The 20,441-nt window shown below is 42.0% G+C and carries 14 protein-coding genes; 8 read left to right on the plus strand and 6 right to left on the minus strand.

Going from position 1 to position 20,441, the window contains the following annotated elements; translation table 11 throughout:
* Positions 1-90: 90 nt before the first annotated feature.
* Complete coding sequence (locus L4D20_RS01655) at positions 91-2,541, plus strand: family 20 glycosylhydrolase (protein ID WP_428799822.1); 2,451 nt, start codon at positions 91-93, stop codon at positions 2,539-2,541.
* A 227-nt stretch (positions 2,542-2,768) separates the two neighbouring features.
* Here the strand turns inward: L4D20_RS01655 and L4D20_RS01660 are convergent, their stop codons facing one another.
* The 3 genes from L4D20_RS01660 to L4D20_RS01670 form a co-directional block, all read right to left on the minus strand.
* Positions 2,769-4,223, minus strand: coding sequence for a glyceraldehyde-3-phosphate dehydrogenase (locus L4D20_RS01660; protein WP_428799823.1), 1,455 nt, complete (start codon positions 4,221-4,223; stop codon positions 2,769-2,771).
* Positions 4,224-4,590: 367 nt separating this feature from the next.
* Positions 4,591-5,634 (minus strand): porin, encoded by a 1,044-nt coding sequence (locus tag L4D20_RS01665; RefSeq protein WP_428799824.1) that lies wholly within the window; start codon positions 5,632-5,634, stop codon positions 4,591-4,593.
* Positions 5,635-5,643: 9 nt separating this feature from the next.
* Positions 5,644-6,066 (minus strand): hypothetical protein, encoded by a 423-nt coding sequence (locus tag L4D20_RS01670; protein ID WP_428799825.1) that lies wholly within the window; start codon positions 6,064-6,066, stop codon positions 5,644-5,646.
* Between the two features lie 116 nt (positions 6,067-6,182).
* On the opposite strand from L4D20_RS01670, the gene L4D20_RS01675 reads away from it, so the two are divergent.
* Positions 6,183-8,831 (plus strand): hybrid sensor histidine kinase/response regulator, encoded by a 2,649-nt coding sequence (locus L4D20_RS01675; RefSeq protein WP_428799826.1) that lies wholly within the window; start codon positions 6,183-6,185, stop codon positions 8,829-8,831.
* 125 nt (positions 8,832-8,956) lie between these two features.
* Here the strand turns inward: L4D20_RS01675 and L4D20_RS01680 are convergent, their stop codons facing one another.
* Positions 8,957-9,400: a dCMP deaminase family protein gene (locus L4D20_RS01680; protein ID WP_428799827.1), complete on the minus strand. Its 444-nt coding sequence runs from the start codon at positions 9,398-9,400 to the stop codon at positions 8,957-8,959.
* 937 nt (positions 9,401-10,337) lie between these two features.
* Between L4D20_RS01680 and L4D20_RS01685 the strand changes: the two genes are divergently transcribed.
* Positions 10,338-11,357 carry a lactonase family protein gene (locus L4D20_RS01685; RefSeq protein ID WP_428799828.1) on the plus strand — a complete coding sequence of 340 codons (1,020 nt, stop codon included), beginning with the start codon at positions 10,338-10,340 and terminating at the stop codon, positions 11,355-11,357.
* A gap of 117 nt (positions 11,358-11,474) precedes the next feature.
* On the opposite strand, the gene L4D20_RS01690 is transcribed toward L4D20_RS01685, so the two are convergent.
* Both L4D20_RS01690 and L4D20_RS01695 read right to left on the minus strand, forming a co-directional pair.
* The gene (locus tag L4D20_RS01690; RefSeq protein ID WP_428799829.1) at positions 11,475-12,668 is read right to left on the minus strand and encodes a DEAD/DEAH box helicase; all 1,194 of its coding nucleotides are present in this window, start codon (positions 12,666-12,668) and stop codon (positions 11,475-11,477) included.
* Between the two features lie 147 nt (positions 12,669-12,815).
* Positions 12,816-13,436: a 3'-5' exonuclease gene (locus L4D20_RS01695; protein ID WP_428799830.1), complete on the minus strand. Its 621-nt coding sequence runs from the start codon at positions 13,434-13,436 to the stop codon at positions 12,816-12,818.
* Positions 13,437-13,579: 143 nt separating this feature from the next.
* Between L4D20_RS01695 and L4D20_RS01700 the strand changes: the two genes are divergently transcribed.
* The 5 genes from L4D20_RS01700 to L4D20_RS01720 all read left to right on the plus strand — a co-directional run bounded on the left by L4D20_RS01700 (position 13,580) and on the right by L4D20_RS01720 (position 20,398).
* Positions 13,580-14,503, plus strand: a complete 924-nt coding sequence (locus L4D20_RS01700) for an arginase family protein (RefSeq protein ID WP_428799831.1) — start codon at positions 13,580-13,582, stop codon at positions 14,501-14,503.
* A 95-nt stretch (positions 14,504-14,598) separates the two neighbouring features.
* Entirely contained in the window at positions 14,599-15,033 is a 435-nt protein-coding gene (locus L4D20_RS01705) for a hypothetical protein (protein ID WP_428799832.1), read from the plus strand.
* A 160-nt stretch (positions 15,034-15,193) separates the two neighbouring features.
* Complete coding sequence (locus L4D20_RS01710; protein WP_428799833.1) at positions 15,194-16,846, plus strand: methyl-accepting chemotaxis protein; 1,653 nt, start codon at positions 15,194-15,196, stop codon at positions 16,844-16,846.
* A gap of 320 nt (positions 16,847-17,166) precedes the next feature.
* Positions 17,167-19,050: an ATP-binding protein gene (locus L4D20_RS01715; protein WP_428799834.1), complete on the plus strand. Its 1,884-nt coding sequence runs from the start codon at positions 17,167-17,169 to the stop codon at positions 19,048-19,050.
* Complete coding sequence (locus L4D20_RS01720) at positions 19,043-20,398, plus strand: sigma-54-dependent transcriptional regulator (protein WP_428799835.1); 1,356 nt, start codon at positions 19,043-19,045, stop codon at positions 20,396-20,398. Before L4D20_RS01715 ends, L4D20_RS01720 begins: the two co-directional genes overlap by 8 nt.
* Positions 20,399-20,441 lie beyond the last annotated feature (43 nt).

Raw genomic sequence — 20,441 nt, forward strand, 5'->3', positions numbered from 1 at the left:
TAATGAAATATTTAAATTGTGATTTAAGTCTATAAATGCAATGTATCTAAATTAAATATGTAAAAATTATATATTATAGGAATAAATAGAATGAAAAAAACGATATTGTCTTTATTAATATCAAGCACAATGGTTTCTCCTATGGCACTAGCAATGGCACCAAATACAGATTTAAACCTTATGCCTTATCCACAAACTGTGGAATTAAAAAAAGGTCAGGTAACAGTTGATAGTGAATTTAAAGTCTTTATTAAAGGCTTTAATTCAGACCGTGTTGAATATACCGCTAAGCGTTTTATTGATCGTCTTGAAAGACAAACGGGTGTACCTACACTGAATTGGCAGGCCGAGAATGAAAAAGAAGCCAATTTAGTTATCGACATCAACCGTGCTCCTAAGACAGAAGTTCAAAATATCGAATCAGACGAGTCTTACCGCATCACTACTCGCGGTGACCGCATTGTACTCACTTCTGAAAGCCCATACGGAGCGATTCGCGGTATTGAAACCATTCTTCAGCTTGTCCAGTCAACGTCGACGGGTTACCACATTCCTGCGGTAAGCATCGTTGATGAGCCTCGTTTCCAATGGCGTGGTGTGTCTTACGATACTTCTCGTCACTTCATCGAATTTGACGTTTTGATTCGTCAGCTAGATGCAATGGCATCCGCAAAAATGAACGTATTCCACTGGCATTTCTGGGATGACCAAGGTATCCGCATTAAGACTGATTCGTGGACACGCTTATGGTCTGAAAGCTCTGACGGCAACTATTACACCAAAGATCAGGTTCGTTACCTTGTTGAGTACGCACGTAACCTCGGTATTCGTGTGATTCCTGAAGTCTCGTTACCAGGTCACTCTTCTGCGGTTGCTGTTGCTTACCCTCATCTTATGTCGGGTGGCGAAGGTCAATCTTACGAGCAAGAGCGTGAATGGGGTGTATTTGAGCCATTAATGGACCCGCTAAACCCTGAACTGTATGACATGCTGGGTGATGTGTTTGACGAAGTTGTCGCTCTTTTCCCTGATGAGTATTTCCACATTGGCGGTGATGAGCCAAATTACTCACAATGGGTCAACAGTGAAAAACACCAAGCTTTCATTGAAGAAAATAATATCGATGGAGAGCGTGGCTTACAATCTTACCTAAACGTTAAAGTTGAAAAGATGCTTGAAGAGCGCGGTAAGAAGATGACTGGTTGGGATGAAATTTGGCACAAAGATCTGCCAACTTCAATTGTAATCCAAAGCTGGCAAGGTCACGACAGTATTGGTCGAGCAGCGAAAGAAGGTTACCAAGGTATTCTATCGACAGGTTACTACCTAGATCAGCCTCAACCAACCAGCTACCACTACCGTAATGATCCGATTCCAAAAGGGATCACGGTAGATGATTCCCTTCATGCTGGTGAGAGCTTTGTTAGCTACCAGTGGGAAAAGCCGCGCACTAAGGGTGGCCCACGTAAGGGACTACTTACTATCATTGAAGCGAAAGATGGTACGCCACGTGCGTTTGTAGACTACAACGGAAAATCTCGTGAAGAAGTGTTCATTAAAGAGTATCAGGCTGGCAAGTCTCTAGTCGCTTACTTTGATAACTTCATGTCATATACAGAGTTTAATTTAAACTTAGATCAAAATGGCTTTAGCGAAGGTAGCTACCAGCTTATTGGTAATGTTCGTTGGCCAACGACAGCGGAAATCGTTGCAAGTAGCTCAATGAAAGGCAGTGTTATCCCTGAGCCAAACGGTGGTTACCCAGCAGAGCTTACTGAGAAAGAGAAAGAGCTTATTCTTGGTGGTGAAATCACCATGTGGCTAGAAAATAAAGACACGCACACAGTAGAGCAGTACCTATGGCCACGTAGCTACGCGATTGCTGAGCGTTTATGGTCAGATGCTTCATTGACTGATGAAGAGAGCATGTACCAACGTATGAGCGTAATGGATACTTGGTCTGAGGTTTCAGTAGGTCTTCGTCATCATGCTGACGCTGATATGCTATTGAAGCGCCTTGCTAAAGGTCAGAACATTCAATCACTTCAAGCGTTAGCAAAATACATTGAGCCAGCTCAGTACTATGCTCGTAACTGGGAGAAGTGGATTTCAACGGAGAATCATGGCGATCTTTACAATCAACATGAACGTCTAAACCGTTTTGTCGATGCGCTAGTGGTAGAAAGCTACGCGGTGTACGACATGGACAAATTGGTCAGCGATTTTGCTGCAGGAAACAGTGCTTCATTGGTTGAATTAGAAACTCATTACCAAAATGTACGCGACGCGGCGGTTGCCTCTCAGCCCATCTTTGCTAATCACATCGCATCGGTTGATAGCGTTATCATCGCTGAAAAAGCACAGTTAGTAGCTGATCTTGGTCTGACTTTGATTGAAAAAGCGAAGAAGGGTGAAACGATTCGCAGTGAAGATGCACAAGCTTACTTAGCGGTAATCAGTGAGTCTGCGAAGATTTACGATGAAGCAATTGTAGCTATTGTTCGTCCTACTGAAGCCTTGGTTCGTCATTTAGCTAAGTAACTAAGTAGCTTAGTTACTGGCTACTTTAGTCAGTGAAAAGTTAACTCACTAAAGTACGATATTTTAGTGTAAAAAAGCCGCTGGTACTGGAAACCAGTATCAGCGGAAAATCAACGAGAAGTACTAGCTCATCCATGAATTGTTAGTGGTTAAAGACTATCGATTACAGGGTGAGCTTTTTTATTATTGTAGTTGTGGAGGCTTAATTTATTTGCGTGCTCAACTTGCTATAATGAAGCTGGATACGTCTTGTAGCGAACATCCATCATCTGTTCCATACAGTGAACAACTTGGCAGCTGTAGCCAAATTCGTTGTCATACCAAATGTAAACAACACAGCGGTTATCTTGTGCAATGGTGGCAACGCCATCAACAATGCCTGCATGACGTGATCCTACGATGTCGCTAGATACCACTTCAGTAGAGTCTGTGTAATCAATTTGTGCTGAAAGTGGCGATGTAAGGGCCATTTCACGTAAGTAAGTGTTCAGCTCCTCTTTCTCTGTATTTGACTCAAGGTTTAGGTTTGCAATTGCCATAGACACGTTTGGTGTTGGCACTCGAATCGCATTACCGGTTAGCTTACCTTCAAGCTCTGGTAGTGCTTTAGAGACCGCTTTAGCAGCACCAGTCGAAGTAAGAACCATGTTCAATGAAGCACTACGTCCACGGCGATCACCTGAGTGGAAGTTATCAATTAGATTCTGATCATTGGTAAATGAGTGAACAGTTTCGATATGGCCAGAGATAATGCCGTATTTATCGTTAATTGCCTTTAACGTAGGAGTGATTGCATTCGTCGTGCAGCTAGCCGCAGAGATAATTTTATCTTCAGGAAGAATATCGTTCTCATTCACGCCAAAAACAACGTTTTTAATCGTATCTTTACCTGGAGCGGTAAGTAGAACCTTCTCTGCACCTTCACAAGCTAAGTGTTGGCTTAGGCCTTCGGTGTCTCTCCATGCACCCGTATTATCAACCACTAACGCATTACTAATGCCATAATCGTTGTAATTGATCTCTTCAGGCTTATTGGCGTAGATAAACTGAATGTAGTTACCGTTGGCTATGATGGCTTTACGCTCTTCATCAACAATGATGCTGCCGTTAAATTGCCCGTGAACAGAGTCGCGGCGCAATAAGCTCGCACGTTTTTCTAAATCACCTTTTTTACCACCACGAACAACAACGGCGCTCAGGCGAAGTGGGTAACCCGGTCCGCTCTTTTCTACCAATAGGCGAGTCAGTAGGCGACCGATTCGACCAAACCCATATAGAACCACATCACGAGGCTCTGAGATTGTCTTGCCATCCATCGCTTTTAATAACGCAGTATGAAGAAAATCGTTCAATGCGTGAGTGTCGTCGTGATCTTTCCAGTATTGCTGAGCAAGCTGACCAACATCGATTCGGCTAGGAGACAATTCCATGGCGGCGAGGCATTGAATAATAGGGAAGGTTTGTTGAGGAGTCAGTTGTTGGTTAGTAAAGTGGCGAGAAAGTCTATGAGCCTTGATGATATCGATAGTGTCTGCATTGACGAGGGTTTTACCAAAGAGGATAACTTCGACCCCTTTCTCTCGATATAACTGACCTAACAAAGGGGAAGTAGATTCTGCAATCGTTTGGCTAGTCTGCCAATCAAGAAGGTGCTTCTCAGCGTTCTGTTTTGCTAAAGGCATAGTCGTGGGGGACCTTTTCGTTATTTGAGCTTATGTTATTGGAATGTACTCGATAGGTTTTTAAACCTTAGGCACAAAGCTAACGGCTCTCTTTGGGGGAAGATGAACAGTTAGTATTACTGTTGTAATTATTATGGGGCAGGATTGTAAAGGGCAATGCGTTATTCTGCTAGGAAAAATAACCACGAGATATTCGACTGGTATTGGGTTGATTTCAGGAGTTTAGTGCCAACATTAGCGGTCTAATAGCTAATTGACTTTTTAAAATAACGCGACTTAATTTTAGATGATATCGCTCTGTAGCACGGTTTTAATGAATTAATTTCATTCAATTAAATATTATTGCGATCTAGATCGTTTAAACAACTTAAAAAGTAAACGACATGCCAATAGAAACGATATTTGCTGAGTGTTCGTAAGAAGATGTCATTTGTAGCTCAGTGAAATGACTATTGATCATTTCTTTTCGGCCTACAATGTATTGCCATTCGACGTTCAGGTTGAGTTGACGTGTGATGTTGTATTTAGTTCCAATCAGGTATGACTCACTTTTTAAATTACTACGTTGCTGCCCATACTGAATATATGGCTGCCAGTCACCTAATGGATAATCTAACCCTGCATACCAGTTTGCATCAAAATCATCGGCAAATAAGATTTCAGTTTGGAAGTGAAGTAAGTCTAAGTAGTAACTCATTCCTAGCGTTAATAAGTCGATATTATATTGGCTCGTGCCAATAGGCTGAGGGGCAGTTAAAGTAAGATCGGTACGTATATAGGTAAGTTTGAATTCATTCTCGTTGTAGTAAATTTGAGAGCTAATTCCGCCACTATGTCCTGTCTCTATGTGACTTTCTAACCCATAAAGCACCTGTGTGCTGTTTGAAGACGATGTATAAAACGGAGTTATAATCAGCTGCACCTCATCTGAGAGATCGACATTCCAATCTAGCCTTGCACCATCAAAATGTGTAATGCCTAAATCAAAAGAATAGACATCAATAGGTAGGCGAAGCCAAGGATAGGCTGAGGATACGTAATAGACCTCAGAATACATATAAAGTGGCAGTCTTAATCTGCCGACTTTGATTTGATAATTGTTATTCGCATATTCAACAAAGGCTTGTTCAAGCTCAGGGCTAGAGAATTCATCCTGTGGGCGCTTTACTACTTGCGCCGAAGCTCGCCAAAGGTCAGTGAAATCAACATCAAGCTGCAAGCCGAGTGTAGTATCACAATCAAAACACCAATCCTCGGTGATCTCTCGGTTACCAATGACTGGGGTTTGTGTATCAACTTTGGCGGCGGACACAGTACCAAAACCACTCAATCGAATAGAGTCTGTTAGGTTAAGCTGCGCAGCGGAAAAAGGCGCATATAATAACAATAATAATGTATACCAAGCCTTCATATTCTAGCCTTAATTATCTGTTTTATAGAGAATATTCATATCAATCGTAACGTTGCCAATCGGTAAGTAGGCGATGCCGTTTTTGTGTTTTTTGAGCCATTGAATAATATCTAACGGGCTCTCTGACGCGAGTTCAAAAGGCGCTTTGGCCTTTCCTGAGAAACTTTGCCTAGCCCAGATGGCATTCATTTGAGAAGGGTTTTTTCCTAAAACCTTTTTGTAGAACTCTTCGCGTTGTTCTGAAACAGAGGGTAAGTCTACTAACCGCATGCGTGTGCCATTTATTGAGGTAAGCCGTCCCCGATAAAGCATCTTAACTTGGCTAGTTCTTAGTGAAGGGAAGTCGTGATTAAGCGAGACAACGGCATATTCATTGGCTATTGAATGAAAGGAAATCAAATAGAGAACAAATAGGCAGACAAATCGACTCAAGAACACTCCTTTGAAACTGAATCTGATGAAAATATGTTAAAAGTCTTATATGCAACGCAATATTGACTACTATTAAACATAGGCTAGGAACTGATAGTTTCAAGGAAAATAACTACATGCTTTTAACAAAATTGTCGATAAAACTTAGGCTTATCGTTTTATGTTTAGTCCCGTTGGTGATTATTATAGGCTTCTCATACTCGTCAATTGGTATGATTCAGGGGCGGCTACACAGCTATACAATAACGACAGAGAAAGTCGAATCTCTCGAACTACTGTCCGGTATTAGCAATAAAATTTACCAATTACTTACCTCAAAGTTACAGCAAGATACAGCTACATCTGCGATGAAACTTAAAGAGATTGATTCAGAGCTAGATACACTCGCTTCTATTGCTCATACCGGTGAACATAGTCACCACGGCATGCAAAGCAGTAACTTAGTTATTCTTCAGATCGAAGATTTAAAGTACCTAGTTCAGGATCTTGAACAATCGGCTAATGATGAAATGATTGATTTGGGCAATCTGATATTTGAAGTGGTTTACGAGCTTAATAGTGAACTACACAAAGCCAATAGCCATGCATCCTCATTAAGTATTCATGAACTAGAGTTAGTGTTTAGTGACTTAAACTGGTTTTTATTTTGGATGCAACGAGAAGCTTGGCTTGTACAGGCCATCGCTTATCAAAATTTGTCATACGCAGATTATCGTCATGATTATTTCCAAGTGTTTGAGCGTCAGCAATTCTATTTAGATAAATTCATAACTGGTGCCGATAGTGGACAATTAAAATCATTGGTTTCTCTTTTTGCTCGAAAAGAGTTTACTCAAGGCAGTATGGTTAAGGAGAAAGCACTAAATGATCAAATAACTGCGAGTGGGCTAAAAGGATATATCAGTAATATTGAACAACGACATAGTTTGGTCAAACAGCAAATTTCCATGTTTACTGATTTATTGTCTTCTAATTTAGAAATCAGTGTTAAGTCGGCCAAGCGACAGATATTGGCGATCTCATTAGCTGGGCTTGTTTTTGTGGTGTTTATGTTCTTTTGGGGTACAAGTACCCTTTACCGAATTAACACTAAGCTTAAGAGAATATTGACAACAATGGGGTCAATTGGTCAATCAAAAGTTGATTTGATTGTTACGGATGGAAACGATGAGTTTACCCGATTTGCTCATGGGTTAAATAGAATTATTGCTGAGCAAAAAGAGCACGAGCAAAAGCTAATTCAGGCAAAAGAAGCAGCCGTTTCAGCTAATAGGGCCAAAAGTGCATTTCTGGCGAACATGTCACATGAGATTCGTACCCCTCTTAATGGCATCATAGGCATGACGGAAATTTTGTCTGAAAGCCACCTAAATACAAGCCAAAAAGATGTCCTTGATGATATCGATACATCATCTCAATCACTCCTTGTTCTTCTTAATGATATTTTGGATTTATCGAAAATTGAGTCTGGTAATTTGGTGTTATCACCAAATGACATTGATATTAAAGAAGTTGTGTATGAATCGGTTAATATGATGACCGGAAAATCAATCAGTCAATTGGTCGAACTTGCCATCGAAATTGATGAGAACATTCCTGCTCGAGTTCAAGTTGATGAATTTAGATTAAAACAGATCTTGATGAACCTACTATCTAATGCCGTAAAATTCACAACTCGCGGATTGGTTACCACTAAGCTGAATATTTTTATGGAAGGCGAACAATCATTTATAAAAATTAGAGTGATTGATACAGGTGTTGGCATCGATAAATCGAAACTTAACACGATCTTTAATCCATTTACTCAAGAAGATGGAAGTATTACCAGGAAGTACGGTGGTACAGGGCTTGGTTTAGCAATATGTTGTCAACTTATCGAATTAATGAAAGGAACCTTAACGGTAGAATCAACGAAAGGGCTTGGTAGTAGCTTTGAATGTAAGATCCCCATTACGGTATCGGAAACTCAGCCAGAACCAAAAAATATTGGGTTACGTGCATTATTAGTATCTAACAGCTCAAACTACGCTGATATGATCAGCCGAGAATGTCAGCAATATGGAGTCGCTGTTACTCATTACCTCGATGTTGAAAAGTGTAAGGCAGATATAACACCTTATGAGTTGATTCTTTATTGTAAGTCGGGGGATGCAAGTGCTCATCAAGACGTTACAAAACTAAGAGATCAATTCCCTACGGCAGAAATAATAGCTTGCCAACATCACCTTCATATATCTCCAGATCTTGCTGCTTTAGTCACGGCCAGTATAACGCTACCCATCCTGGGGCGTAGATTCGCTAATACGTTATCTAAATGTGCCAGTAACCGTACATCGGCTTCTGCTACGCTGATTGAAGCCGCTTCTATGTCACAGCCCCCGTATATAGGTAATCGTGTATTAGTGGTTGAAGACAATTTAATGAACCAGAAGATCGCGAGCTTTTTCTTAGACAAAATAGGAATGGAATACAGTATTGCGAGTAACGGTTTAGAGGCAGTAGAAGCTATAACGAGAGGTGAAACGTTTACTGCAATTTTAATGGACTGCATGATGCCTGTGATGGATGGACTGACCGCAACTAAAAAAATCAGGGAGTGGGAGGTTAAAAATAGTAAAGCTAAGATGCCAATTATTGCACTCACCGCGAGTGTATTAGATGAAGAGATTGCGAGCTGCTTTGATGCTGGTATGGATGCCTATTTGCCCAAACCATATAAATCACAGCAATTGTTCGATATTTTTACTCAGTTGAAGCTTGCGTAGATTTAGCACTAAGCACTAAGCACTAAGCAGTAAACACTAAGCGAAAAATGAAAAAGTCTCGTTTAAGGCACTAACCTTGAACGAGACTTTATTACTTGAAGTGATAAATAGCGTATTTAATATAGCTACTTCAGCGAATCTAGCGGAAGCCAATTCACCTTAACGCCTGCTTGCAAGAACATATCTTGGCTTATCTTAATCTTGTCGCCCCAACGTGATAAAAAGTCTTCTGTCTGCTCCGGGCAATGAACCGAAGACATACCTGTTTGAATGATCTTTGCTGCGCAATTAGGGCAAGGAAAGTGGGTCACCCATACTTCACATCCATCAAGGTCTCGTTTTGCGAAAAGAATGGCATTCTCTTCTGCATGCAGAGTCTTCAAATACTTCATATCACGGTCATCCGTATCTGCACTATCAGAGATACCATGAGGGTAACCATTAAATCCAACAGAGACGATGCGATTGTTTTTCGTAATCACTGCACCAACTTGAGTTGATGGGTCTTTACTCCAAGAGCCGACCAGTTCAGCCATTTGAAAAAAACGTTGTGACCATTTTGAGACCATTGAAGCTCCTTAATTGAAAATCTAATTGGTGACGTCAGTGACCAGTATATCGTCTTAATGATGCTATTCATCTAGTAATTTAAGTGAATATCGTATCATTCGATGACAATGTTGTATGCAAAACGCCCAATTGAAAGGAACACTTTACCTAGGGTTTTCTAGTTTAGCGACTAGGCTTGTGCGAGATCTCTTACAATGCTGTGAGATTATAGAAGCATCGTACGAAGATAACTGCAGTGTTGTGATTTTAAGTTGTTGTTATTATTGGGTGTGTATGTTAATTGAACTATTTGGATGGTGCGATTTATGTAATACGATAATTGCCCGAGAGCAGGGATAAGCGTATTCTAACCATGTTGTCAGCAGGGAGCAGACACGGAACAGGAAAGACCCAAGGATTGGTCATCTTCAGGACGAAGATATGATTATTCAGGATGAGTAATCAGCAAGGATTGCAAAGGACATTAGCTGGATGCTAGTAACTTGGATGGTTACCGGATAGGTTAATGGACGCTTAAAGGAATAAGATAAATCTTTATCAGGATGATGAAGTTAGGACACTACTCAAGGATTGGGTGATGTGAGTTAGCGAGGATAGCTAACGGGCAGGATTGCCAAGGACACCGCTAGGATGGCGATGATAAGGAAAGCGCTGAAGGAATCAGCCTACTATCAAGGATTCGATGCAGGGAGCATCATTTGTAGCCGGATTGCTGCGAGTAAGAACAGAAAACCCACTAAGTGAAAGCTTAGTGGGTTTTTTCTTTTATTATTCTGAAAAATGCCGATCATCAGAAAGTGTTCAAATCCGACAAAATTTCATATCAAATCACTTTTATTTCACAGAATATTGAATCTAGCTCACCCTATTAATTTGAATATTTATAGTAGACTGGAGCTATAAGCTCTTCTAACTAAATAAAAATTAAGGGAATGAATGGATTTTAATATCGGATGCTATAGCGATGGTCTTGAGTCTAGTGAGGGAATGCTTCGTGTGGAGTTAAACCAGAACACTGGTAAATTGATACACAAGCATGTGATGCTACAAACTAAAAATCCTTCTTATGTTACAGCGACAGCACAAGCCGTTTATACCGCCAATGAAGTAGAGAAAGCCTGCCCACCACAATTACATACGTTGATTGGTTCTACACTGCATGCCATTGACTTAATTGGTGACTCTCCTTGCCACTTAGCGATAGACAAGCAGCAGCAATTCATTGCGATTGCTCATTATGGTTCAGGGAACGTTAATATTTGTACCCTTGATACTAATGGACAGCCACAAGAGTTAGTTGCGGATCTTTTTGTTGATGGCAGCAGCGTTAATCTCGATAGACAGACGTCTCCTCATGCTCACCAAGTTACTTTTCTTTCAACTCGTGACCAGTTAGCGGTTGTTGATCTTGGCGCTGACGTGATTCACTTTTATCAATACGACCGTTCAACCCTCACGTTTAATGCCTTGCCAGTTCAAAGTGTAGCGATGCCTGCGGGTAATGGTCCTCGTCATATGGTGTTTAATGCATTAGAGCAAACCGCATATGTGGTGTGTGAGCTTTCAGAGACCCTAATTACATTAAAAGATATTGATGATGAATGGCTAGTCGTTGATGAAACCGACTTGCTACCTGAACAAGAAAAAGGTGAAGCGGCATCAGCGATAAAGTTATCACCTGATGAACAGTTCCTTTACGTATCGTGTCGTCATCAGAATCAGATCTCGATATTTTCAGTTGATGGGTCGCTGCCTAAATGGCAAGAGTCTGTATCAACCGAAGGGAAGTTTCCTAGAGACTTTGCTATTAGTAGTGATGGCTTATGGTGCGTGGTGGCAAATCAGAACTCCAACTCGTTGGTGAGTTACAAGCGAAACGTTGAAACAGGATCGTTAACGTTTAGCGGGAGTACTTTAGAAGCAGTTACGCCAGTTTGTGTCTGTCAGTCGAACTAGACTAGACCGCTGACTTAGAGAATAAGTCCATAGATAGCAAAAGAGAGCGATAATTCGCTCTCTTTTTAATTAACAGTACGCCCGACTAGCGTTGTTCTTTAATATCTTTGTTTACGTTTAATCTCTAGGCTCGCGCTTATGCTTAGGCACGTAGTTCAAAATTGAAATCGGGACTTCTTTGCTTGGTGTGAATCCTTCAATCTCACGACGCTCAATTAAATGGCCTAAACGGCTTTCAATCATGCACAAGTTCTTAAAGTTGTCTCGTGACACAAATGAGATCGCCTCACCTTTAGCACCCGCACGGCCCGTACGACCAATTCGGTGAACATACTCATCTGCTGGGAATGGAATGTCGTAGTTCAACACTCGAGTGAGGTTTTCAATATCGATACCACGAGCAGCAACGCCTGTAGCGACTAAGAACTTGATGTTGCCATCTTTAAAGTCAGTAAGCAGTTGAGAACGAACGTCTTGGCTTCGGCCACTGTGGAAAGACTCCGCAGGAATGCCACGTTTTTCAAGTTGTGATACAAGCTTGGCTGCGCCTTTCTTCGTTTCAATAAAGATCAGTGCTTGGTCCCAATCGTTCTCTTGGATTAGGTGGCTCAGTAGCGCAGATTTTTTATCTTTATCAACGGTAATCAACCACTGCTCAATACTGTCTTTTGATGCGCTGTGCTTAGCAATAGAAATTTCAGCTGGACTATCAATTGCTGTTCTAGCAAGCTCACGAACAGGATTAGACAATGTCGCAGAGAACAGTAAGTTTTGAATGTTTTGAGGCAGGCGAGCAATGATCTTATTGATGTCTTCAATAAAGCCCATGTCGAGCATTCTATCTGCTTCATCAAGAACAAATGTTTCCACTTCTTCAAAGTGAACTGCGTGTTGACCGTACAGATCCAATAGACGACCTGGAGTTGCAACTAGAACATCAATGCCATCAATCAGTAATTGCTTCTGAGGCTTTTCGCTCACGCCACCGTAGATTGCTGTTGAGGTTAGGTTAAGGTGCTTACCATATTCGGTAATGCTGTTATTAACCTGAATCGCCAGTTCGCGAGTCGGTGTCAGGATCAACGCACGGATACGTTTCTTACGCTGCGTTTCACCTTTACTCAGCATTTCTAGAATAGGTAATACGAAACTTGCTGTTTTACCAGTACCAGTTTGAGCCGCAGCAATCAGGTTTTGCCCTGATAGAACAAGCGGGATCGCCTTTTGTTGAATCTCGGTTGGTTTGTCGTAACCCAGTTCATTGATGGCTTGTAGAAGTGGATCGCTTAATCCTAATTTAGAAAATGGCATTGATTGTCTCGGTATAAGTAATTGGTATAGATAAAAGAGCTAACTCGATTTTTAGCAATCTAGCTTTTGGCAAAACAGCTAAGCCGCGCAGTGTAACACGCGTGTATGGCATTCCAAGTGCTTTCAGCCAATGGAGCTAGAACTGAACTATTGTTTCGCCTTATGCAGCAGCGCATCAACGGAAGCCTTTTGGGTTTTACTGATTGTTTTCATAAACGAAAAACTGGCTTCATCGGAAGTCACCGATTCAACATCATTCACCATAGAAAGCCACAATTTGGCGGTCATTTCTGAATCGGCTAACGCTCTGTGAAAAACGCCGTCATTTTCTATTTGGCGATGCTTAACCAGCTCACCCAACTTATGGCTTGGAGCGTCTTGAATTAACCGTCTTGCGACTAATAAAGAGCAAACAAACTCACCGTTGTAGTCTCGATTGATTAATTCTAGCTCGGCATCAAGAAATCGTTTATCGAACGAAGCGTTGTGTGCGACCAAGTGGCTGTCTTGAATAAAATCGCAAAACTCATTCATGACTTGAGCGTTACTAGGCGCTTGCGTCAACATGTTATTGGTAATGCCAGTATAGTTTTCAATAAAACTGCTCACGCGAAATCCTGGGTTCATCAGTTGCTGGAAGCTATCGACAACCTGACCGTTTTCAAGTTTCACCGCACCAATTTCAATGGCTCTATCTCCCATGTTTGGTGATAAGCCCGTGGTTTCGAAATCGAGAATAATAATGGATTTAGCGGAGGTGGGGATCATTAGACGCCTGTCGTTATTTATAAAGTAAAATTTCATGAATTCGGCGCGAATTATAGCAAGGATCGCATCGCTTAAACTAGCGTTTTACTTACTTAGCATTTCTGAATAGATTGAAGGTAGATACCCTTAGCTAAGGCGATGGAATGAAAAGGAAATTTGATATTATTGGTGCGCCGTTTAATCTTCTGGGCTGCCACCCTACAACAGAAAACACGGTAGATGGACTCCGAGAACTTAATGAACAGAGTTGGATTGGACTAACTGACTGGATCCATGTTCGTAACACGCGTTGGGGGGCAGATATTAAGGATGTAGGAGATATCATTGCGTCTTCGGAAGTCCTAGAGCTCATTGACCAAGATAGTAAAGAACAAGCACTAGCCACTTATTGTCGTCAACTCCAACAGCGAATCGAACGTAGTTTAAATGATGGGCGTGTCCCTATCACCGTTGGTGGTGATCATTCTATTGCCTTAGGAACGGTGCAAGCCATGCTAACTCACTACCAACAAAAGCAGGGAGAAAAGGTCGCCGTTGTTTGGGTCGATGCTCATGCTGACTGCAATGATAGCTTGGCGAGTAATTTACACGGCAAGCCGCTTGCGTTGCTAATGGATCGCTATCCACACCACAATTGGCATGTGGCCCCAGATATCACCTTATCTTCAAGTGATGTTTATTATGTCGCAGTCCGTGATTTAATGCTCAATGAGCATCAACTGATAGAGTCATTGGGCATCACTAACTACAATATGCAGCAGATAGACGAACGAGGATTCTCTGTGGTTCTCCGTGAGCTAATGATTAAATTAGAACGAGAGTACGACCGAATCTATTTATCGTTTGATTATGATGCTTTGGACGGCTCAATCTTTCGTGCAGTTGGTTCGCCTAATGTGGGTGGTTTAACGGCAAGAGAAGCTTTAACTTTGGTACATACGCTGGCACAGAGTCCAAAATTTGTTGGTGCGGATTTTGTCGAATACCTACCTAGCTTAGACAAAGATGGCGTATCCAAAGAGTTGATGGTTAAGTTAATTGATGCTGTGTGGGGCTATAGAACTTAGTTGGTGTATCAGAGAATAAGATAATGCCAGCTAGTATTGAAAAATAAATGCGCTGAAAACCAGTATATTGATGAGCAAACAGAGTGATGAGAAATATGACGAAAGAACAAATCTATTTACAGCTGTTTCACCGAGAATCAATTAGTTCTCCAGCAATAGACGTTGATGCTGTCGATCGCCAATGGTTAGAGATAGAAGAGTATAAGCAATGGCTTGCGACTAAAAGCGATATTCAGAGAAATGAAGTGCTCGATTCCCTTTGGATTAAATCCTGTACAGGTGGTTATATTACAGAGCTGAATCTTAAATCTGATGGAACGTTAGATGAGTTCAAACTGTTCGATCGTTTACATACCACAGGGGAATGGGTGCTAGTGGATGGAATGCTCACAATTTCGATTGTAAAAGGCGATAACCGTTATCAATTCAATGTGATTGGGTCGAGCGAAAACAGCATTTACTCCGCTATTGAGTATAAAAACGGCGAGCTACACTCATACCTTAAGGTTATGCCAACAAGGGTTAGATGATATTGGGTGTAAGTTTTATTCATTAAATTTATTAAATTCATTGAGCTTATTGAAAGTGTTAAATTCATTGGTAAATCGATGCTGGTTAGAAAAATCAGAATAATATTCATGCTATCTTCGCCTCTAAATTAAGTTATGGAAGTCTTAAGGAAAAGAGTCAATGTTAGCCAATCGATTTACCCTACAGTCACGATTGATATTTGTGATTTTATTACCCTGCTTAGCATTAATCATCGTCGGCTTAGCCAGTTTCAACAGCATGTCGAAAATCCATAATCAGTCAGAACAACTCTACTTAAATACCTCAGCGCCAATGCGTTCAATGGCGGAGGTGGCGTCTCGGATCCCTCGTATGAGAGTGGGCATTGATATGATGTTACTGCAAGATCAAGACACCTTATTACGTGATGAAAAGGGGGTGCTAACGAGAGTTAAAGAGACGCGTGTAGAAGATATTCCAGAGATGCGTCAAGCCATTGAACACGCGGTGAATGCTCAAGTTGATCCACAAAACAAGAAAGAAGTAGAGCGATTATTAAGTAGCTTTGAGTTGATGGTTCAAACTGAGCTTAACCCTATGTTAGTAGCATTTGAAGCGGGGGATATGGATGCGGCTCGTCAGGTTTATCGATATAAATATGCAAAGACCTATGGCGTTTTACGTAAACACGCGAATGCAATTTTAGACTCGCTTCTTTTGCAGGCTGAGCAGCAGAATCAAATTAGCCAACAGCAATACCAATCGGGTAGAGATGCCATGATTGCAATTATTGCTATCGCGATGCTTCTCTCTTTCTTCACGTCAGCCTCTATGGTTATCAGTCTTAAAAAGCGTGTCGCCTTTCTGCAGCAGGCGATTGCGACTGCCGCAGAGAAAATGGCATTGGATACTCGTATCGATTTGAAAGGAAAAGACGAGTTAACGGCAATCAGTAATAGTTTTAATGCCTTTATTGAAAAGGTTCATCAGTCAATTAAAGAGGTCGCTAAAAGCTCGAATGAATTAGCGATCACGGCAAATGAAGTATCTGAACGTGCTCAGCTGACGCAAAATAACTGCGCCTCTCAGCGAGATAGTACGGTACAGGTTGCCACGGCAATACATGAGCTTGGTGCAACGGTGAGTGAAATTGCCAATAACGCCGCTCAAGCTGCGGGTGTTGCAAAGCAGGCAACCAATCAAGCTGAAAGTGGGCGAGGAGTGGTTAACGAAGCGCGTGAGCAAATTACCGAATTAACCGATGATCTTGATCAAGCGACGCAAGTCGTTGTATCACTGGCGGGCCAAGTAGAAGACATCAGTTCGATACTAGACACGATTCGAAGTATATCAGAGCAAACCAATCTGCTTGCTCTTAATGCTGCAATAGAAGCAGCTCGTGCAGGTCAACAGGGCAGAGGCTTTGCAGTTGTGGCAGATGAAGTAAGAAACCTAGCGAGTCGCTCTGCAAGCTCTACTGAAGAGATTCAAGGTGTTATTAATCGGCTACAAAGTGAATCGAATCGAGCGGTTAGTGCGATGTCTCAAGGTAAAGAGCAGAGCTTATTAGTGGTTGAGCACGCAGATAACGCTAATCGTTCACTTCATCAGATCAGTACTCATATTGATCACATTAGCGATCAGAACATTCAGGTAGCGACGGCCACAGAAGAGCAATCAAGTGCGGTGCATGAAATTAACCGCAATATTGAAGGAATAAATCAATCGACGGTTGAAACGGCGGAAGTGGCGGAATATCTGACAACGAGTAGTGTTCATTTAAAACAATTATCAACTCAGCTAGATACGTTGGTAAGTCAATTTAGATTGTGACACTTTTGACCCATCCACTTTTTCGTTAGTAAAAGGGAGAGTTTAAAGCTCTCCTTTTCCTCAACATCCCCATTATCTACTTCGTTAATTTTAAATCCAACCTCATTCATATGATTCTCTTTTGTACATTTTTCTAAGGGAACTTGTCGCTAAACCATCTCGTCGGTAGCACCCCGTTGAAAATACGTATTTGTGACAGTGCCATTACAGGATGTTAATTTTTGGTGTTATAACAATCCTGATCTAATTTACTCGAGAATTGGTTGGGAGGGATTGATGAGAAACTGTGATACCTATAGATCTGGTGTTAGGGCTTTTATATGAAGTGGTCAGGAATTGGTTTTCGACTCATACTTGCGTTTGGTGTGCTCTCATTGACGACTCTACTAGTCGCGACGATGTCTTTTCATACCTTCAAAGAGACTCAAGCACGGCTGACCAAAATTCAGGAACAAGACATGGCGGCGCTGGATGCGGCTTCGCGGCTTAATGAGATGGGTAGACGAATCATCGCGACGTCATCGGTTATTCTCTCTTCAGAATCAAACATAGAACGTAATAAAGCGATAAAGGACATAGAGTCATATATCGAGACCATGAATAAAATTATGGTCAACTTCCCTGATTACAATAATTACTTTAAAGAGCTGATCACTCAGATCGGTAATAGCCTTAATTTACTTTATCTAAGCGAAGCGAAATCCCAACAATTGAATAAAGAGTTTAGAAGCCTACTCGATGGGCTTTTTCCTTTGCTGTTTGAATCGGTGCAATTATTGCGGCAACTCCCCGACGGCGACCAATCAAAAATAGACTACCCTCGTTTGAAAGCACTGTTGTATTACCAAGCGGGCTTGGCAGAAAAGCTCTATAACGACCCAACCTACAATGAATTAGATAACACTATGATAAGGCTCGAAGAGCTAGGTGCGGAGTGGTTAGCTCTGTGGAATCAAGGGAACTTAGCCCTAAACTACCCTGATCTGAATGAACGCTTAAATACAATGATCAACGTAATGTCGAGAAAGGGCCGATTGTTTGAGCTGAAAAACCAGCTTTTGGATCTTAGCTACCAAAAAAGCTTTTTACTTGATAACAGCCAAACGCATTTGCATCAACTGGCGGTGCAAATAGAAAGCTATGCCGCGAGAGTGAACAAGAAAATAGACTCGGCTATCGCCCTTACGGGGAAAGAGCTGACTCGAAACAACCGTTTGTCGCTCATTCTTGCACTATTCAGTCTGTTGGCGGCGGCAGGGATCTCTTGGTTCTATGTAAGAAAGAATATCCTAGAGCGGGTTAAAGCGTTACAACTGAGTATGCGTTCTATCGCCTCCGGCAAGCTTGATACCGAAGTTGAGCTGAAGGGGCGTGACGAAATGACCGAAATGGCGAAAGACGTTCGATTTTTCCAGCAAACCGCTCAGGAATTAGAGCAAACCAACCACCAGTTATTGTCCACGCAGAACGAACTTGTACAGGCGGGTAAATTGGCCGCTTTAGGGGAATTAAGTGTTGGTATTACTCATGAGATCAATCAACCATTGACCGCGGTTAATAGTCACTTACACAGCGCATCTTTATGGTTAGACAAGGGGCAGCCAGAAAGAGCCAAAACCAATCTGACGAAGATCGCTAAGCTCATTGAAAAAACGTCCACCATCACCCGTCACCTTAAGTCTTTTGCTCGAAAATCTGATGGCAAACTGGAACAGGTTAATGTTAGAGCGGTGACGCTTGAAGCCCTAGAGTTACTGGAATCTAGAATTAATGAGCTGAACTGTCGTATTGAGATGGCCACTGATTCAGAACCTGATGATCATGTGTCAGTGCTGGCAAATGGAATACGCTTTGAACAAGTCATTGTGAATGTGCTGGGTAACGCATTGGATGCGGTAGAAGAGAGCGAGAACCCGACGATTCGGATTCAAATCAAGCAGCATTCTCAGCAGGTTTTATTATTGATTAAAGATAACGGAAGCGGTATCGACCCCGATGATTTGTCTCATATTTTTGACCCCTTCTACACCAGTAAAAGTGTTGGCAAAGGGCTTGGGTTGGGGTTATCCATTGCTTACAACATAATCAGAGATTTTGGTGGTAGCTTATCGGCTGACTCTCAACTGGGGGAGTGGACGGAATTTAGCATAGGGTTACGTAGTTATGATTCAGCCCAAGGGCAAGGAGAGCAACAAGATGATTAAGCAGGTGGTATTAATCGACGATGAAGTTGATGTGGTTGACGCCTTGAGTGAAATGCTGGAACTCGAAGGTTTTGCCGTCAATGCTTTTACCAATGCAAAGCAAGGGCTGACCTTTCTAAGACCCGAAAGCCCTGCCGTTCTACTATGCGACGTTAAAATGCCAGAAATTGACGGTTTATCTTTACTGAGCTTGGTCCATGCACGAGTGCCGGGGTTGCCCGTGATTTTAATGAGTGGGCATGGCGACATCCCGATGGCGATCGAAGCGATGAAAATTGGCGCTTTTGATTTTTTAGAGAAGCCTTTGTCACCTCAAGTGTTGGTGGCCAAACTAACTAAGGCATTAGAGAAGCGTCAGTTTGAATTGGCTCAAGGCACATCGACTAATCGCGACACAGAAACCATTGAGGAGGTGGTTATTGGAGACTCTGCGGCGATGGAGTCTATTCGACAGCAGATCCTAGTGCTTGCCAAAACAGGAGTGGATACCATCATTAATGGGGACACAGGAACAGGCAAGGAAGTTGTCGCCCAAGCCTTACACCGCTTTAGTCGTAGAAAAAACAAACCCTTTGTGGCGATAAACTGTGGGGGGATGACAGAAAGCATTATTGAGAGTGAGCTGTTTGGTCATGAAGCGGGCTCATTTACCAGTGCTAACAAAAAGAGAATAGGAAAGATAGAGCAGGCCAATGGTGGAACGCTTTTTCTCGATGAGATCGAAAGCATGCCTATTTCCGTCCAGATAAAATTGCTTCGGGTACTTCAAGAGCGAGTGGTGGAACGGGTTGGTGGCAATGAACTGATCCCCGTCGATCTGGTGATTGTTGCTGCTAGTAAAGCCGATCTTGCGAAGCTCGGTGAAACAGGGGCCTTTCGCAAAGACCTTTTCTATCGACTTAATCTCGCCTGTATTAACTTACCTAAGCTTAATCAGCGACTGGAAGACTTGCGTCCACTATTCAAACATTTCGTCCTGCAAGCTTGCCACAAATATCAGCTAGAACAGCCTGAGTTTCACCCTGAGCTTTTAGGGCAACTGAGTAAGCATGACTGGCCGGGTAATATTCGAGAACTACGAAATGTGGTTGATAGGTTTGCTTTAGGTATTGTGGGAGATGGGTTCAATCTGGACAAAGGCGTGCAATCTCCTCCTGGGCAAGAGCTGGATTTTGAGATGCAAATGGACAGCTACGAAAGAGAGTTGCTCACACAGGCTCTGCTCGACACTCAGGGAAACATTAATGCGTCAGCAGAAAAGCTCTGCTTACCAAGAAAAACGCTGTACCGAAAGTTGAAAAAACACAATATCGATAAGCACGATTTTAGAACGGGGACTTCTGATTAGAGTAAAAAATAACAAATGATCACTCACTGAAAAAACGAGTGGA

Origin of the sequence: Vibrio kyushuensis (assembly GCF_050337325.1) — a bacterium.
GTDB lineage: Bacteria > Pseudomonadota > Gammaproteobacteria > Enterobacterales > Vibrionaceae > Vibrio > Vibrio kyushuensis.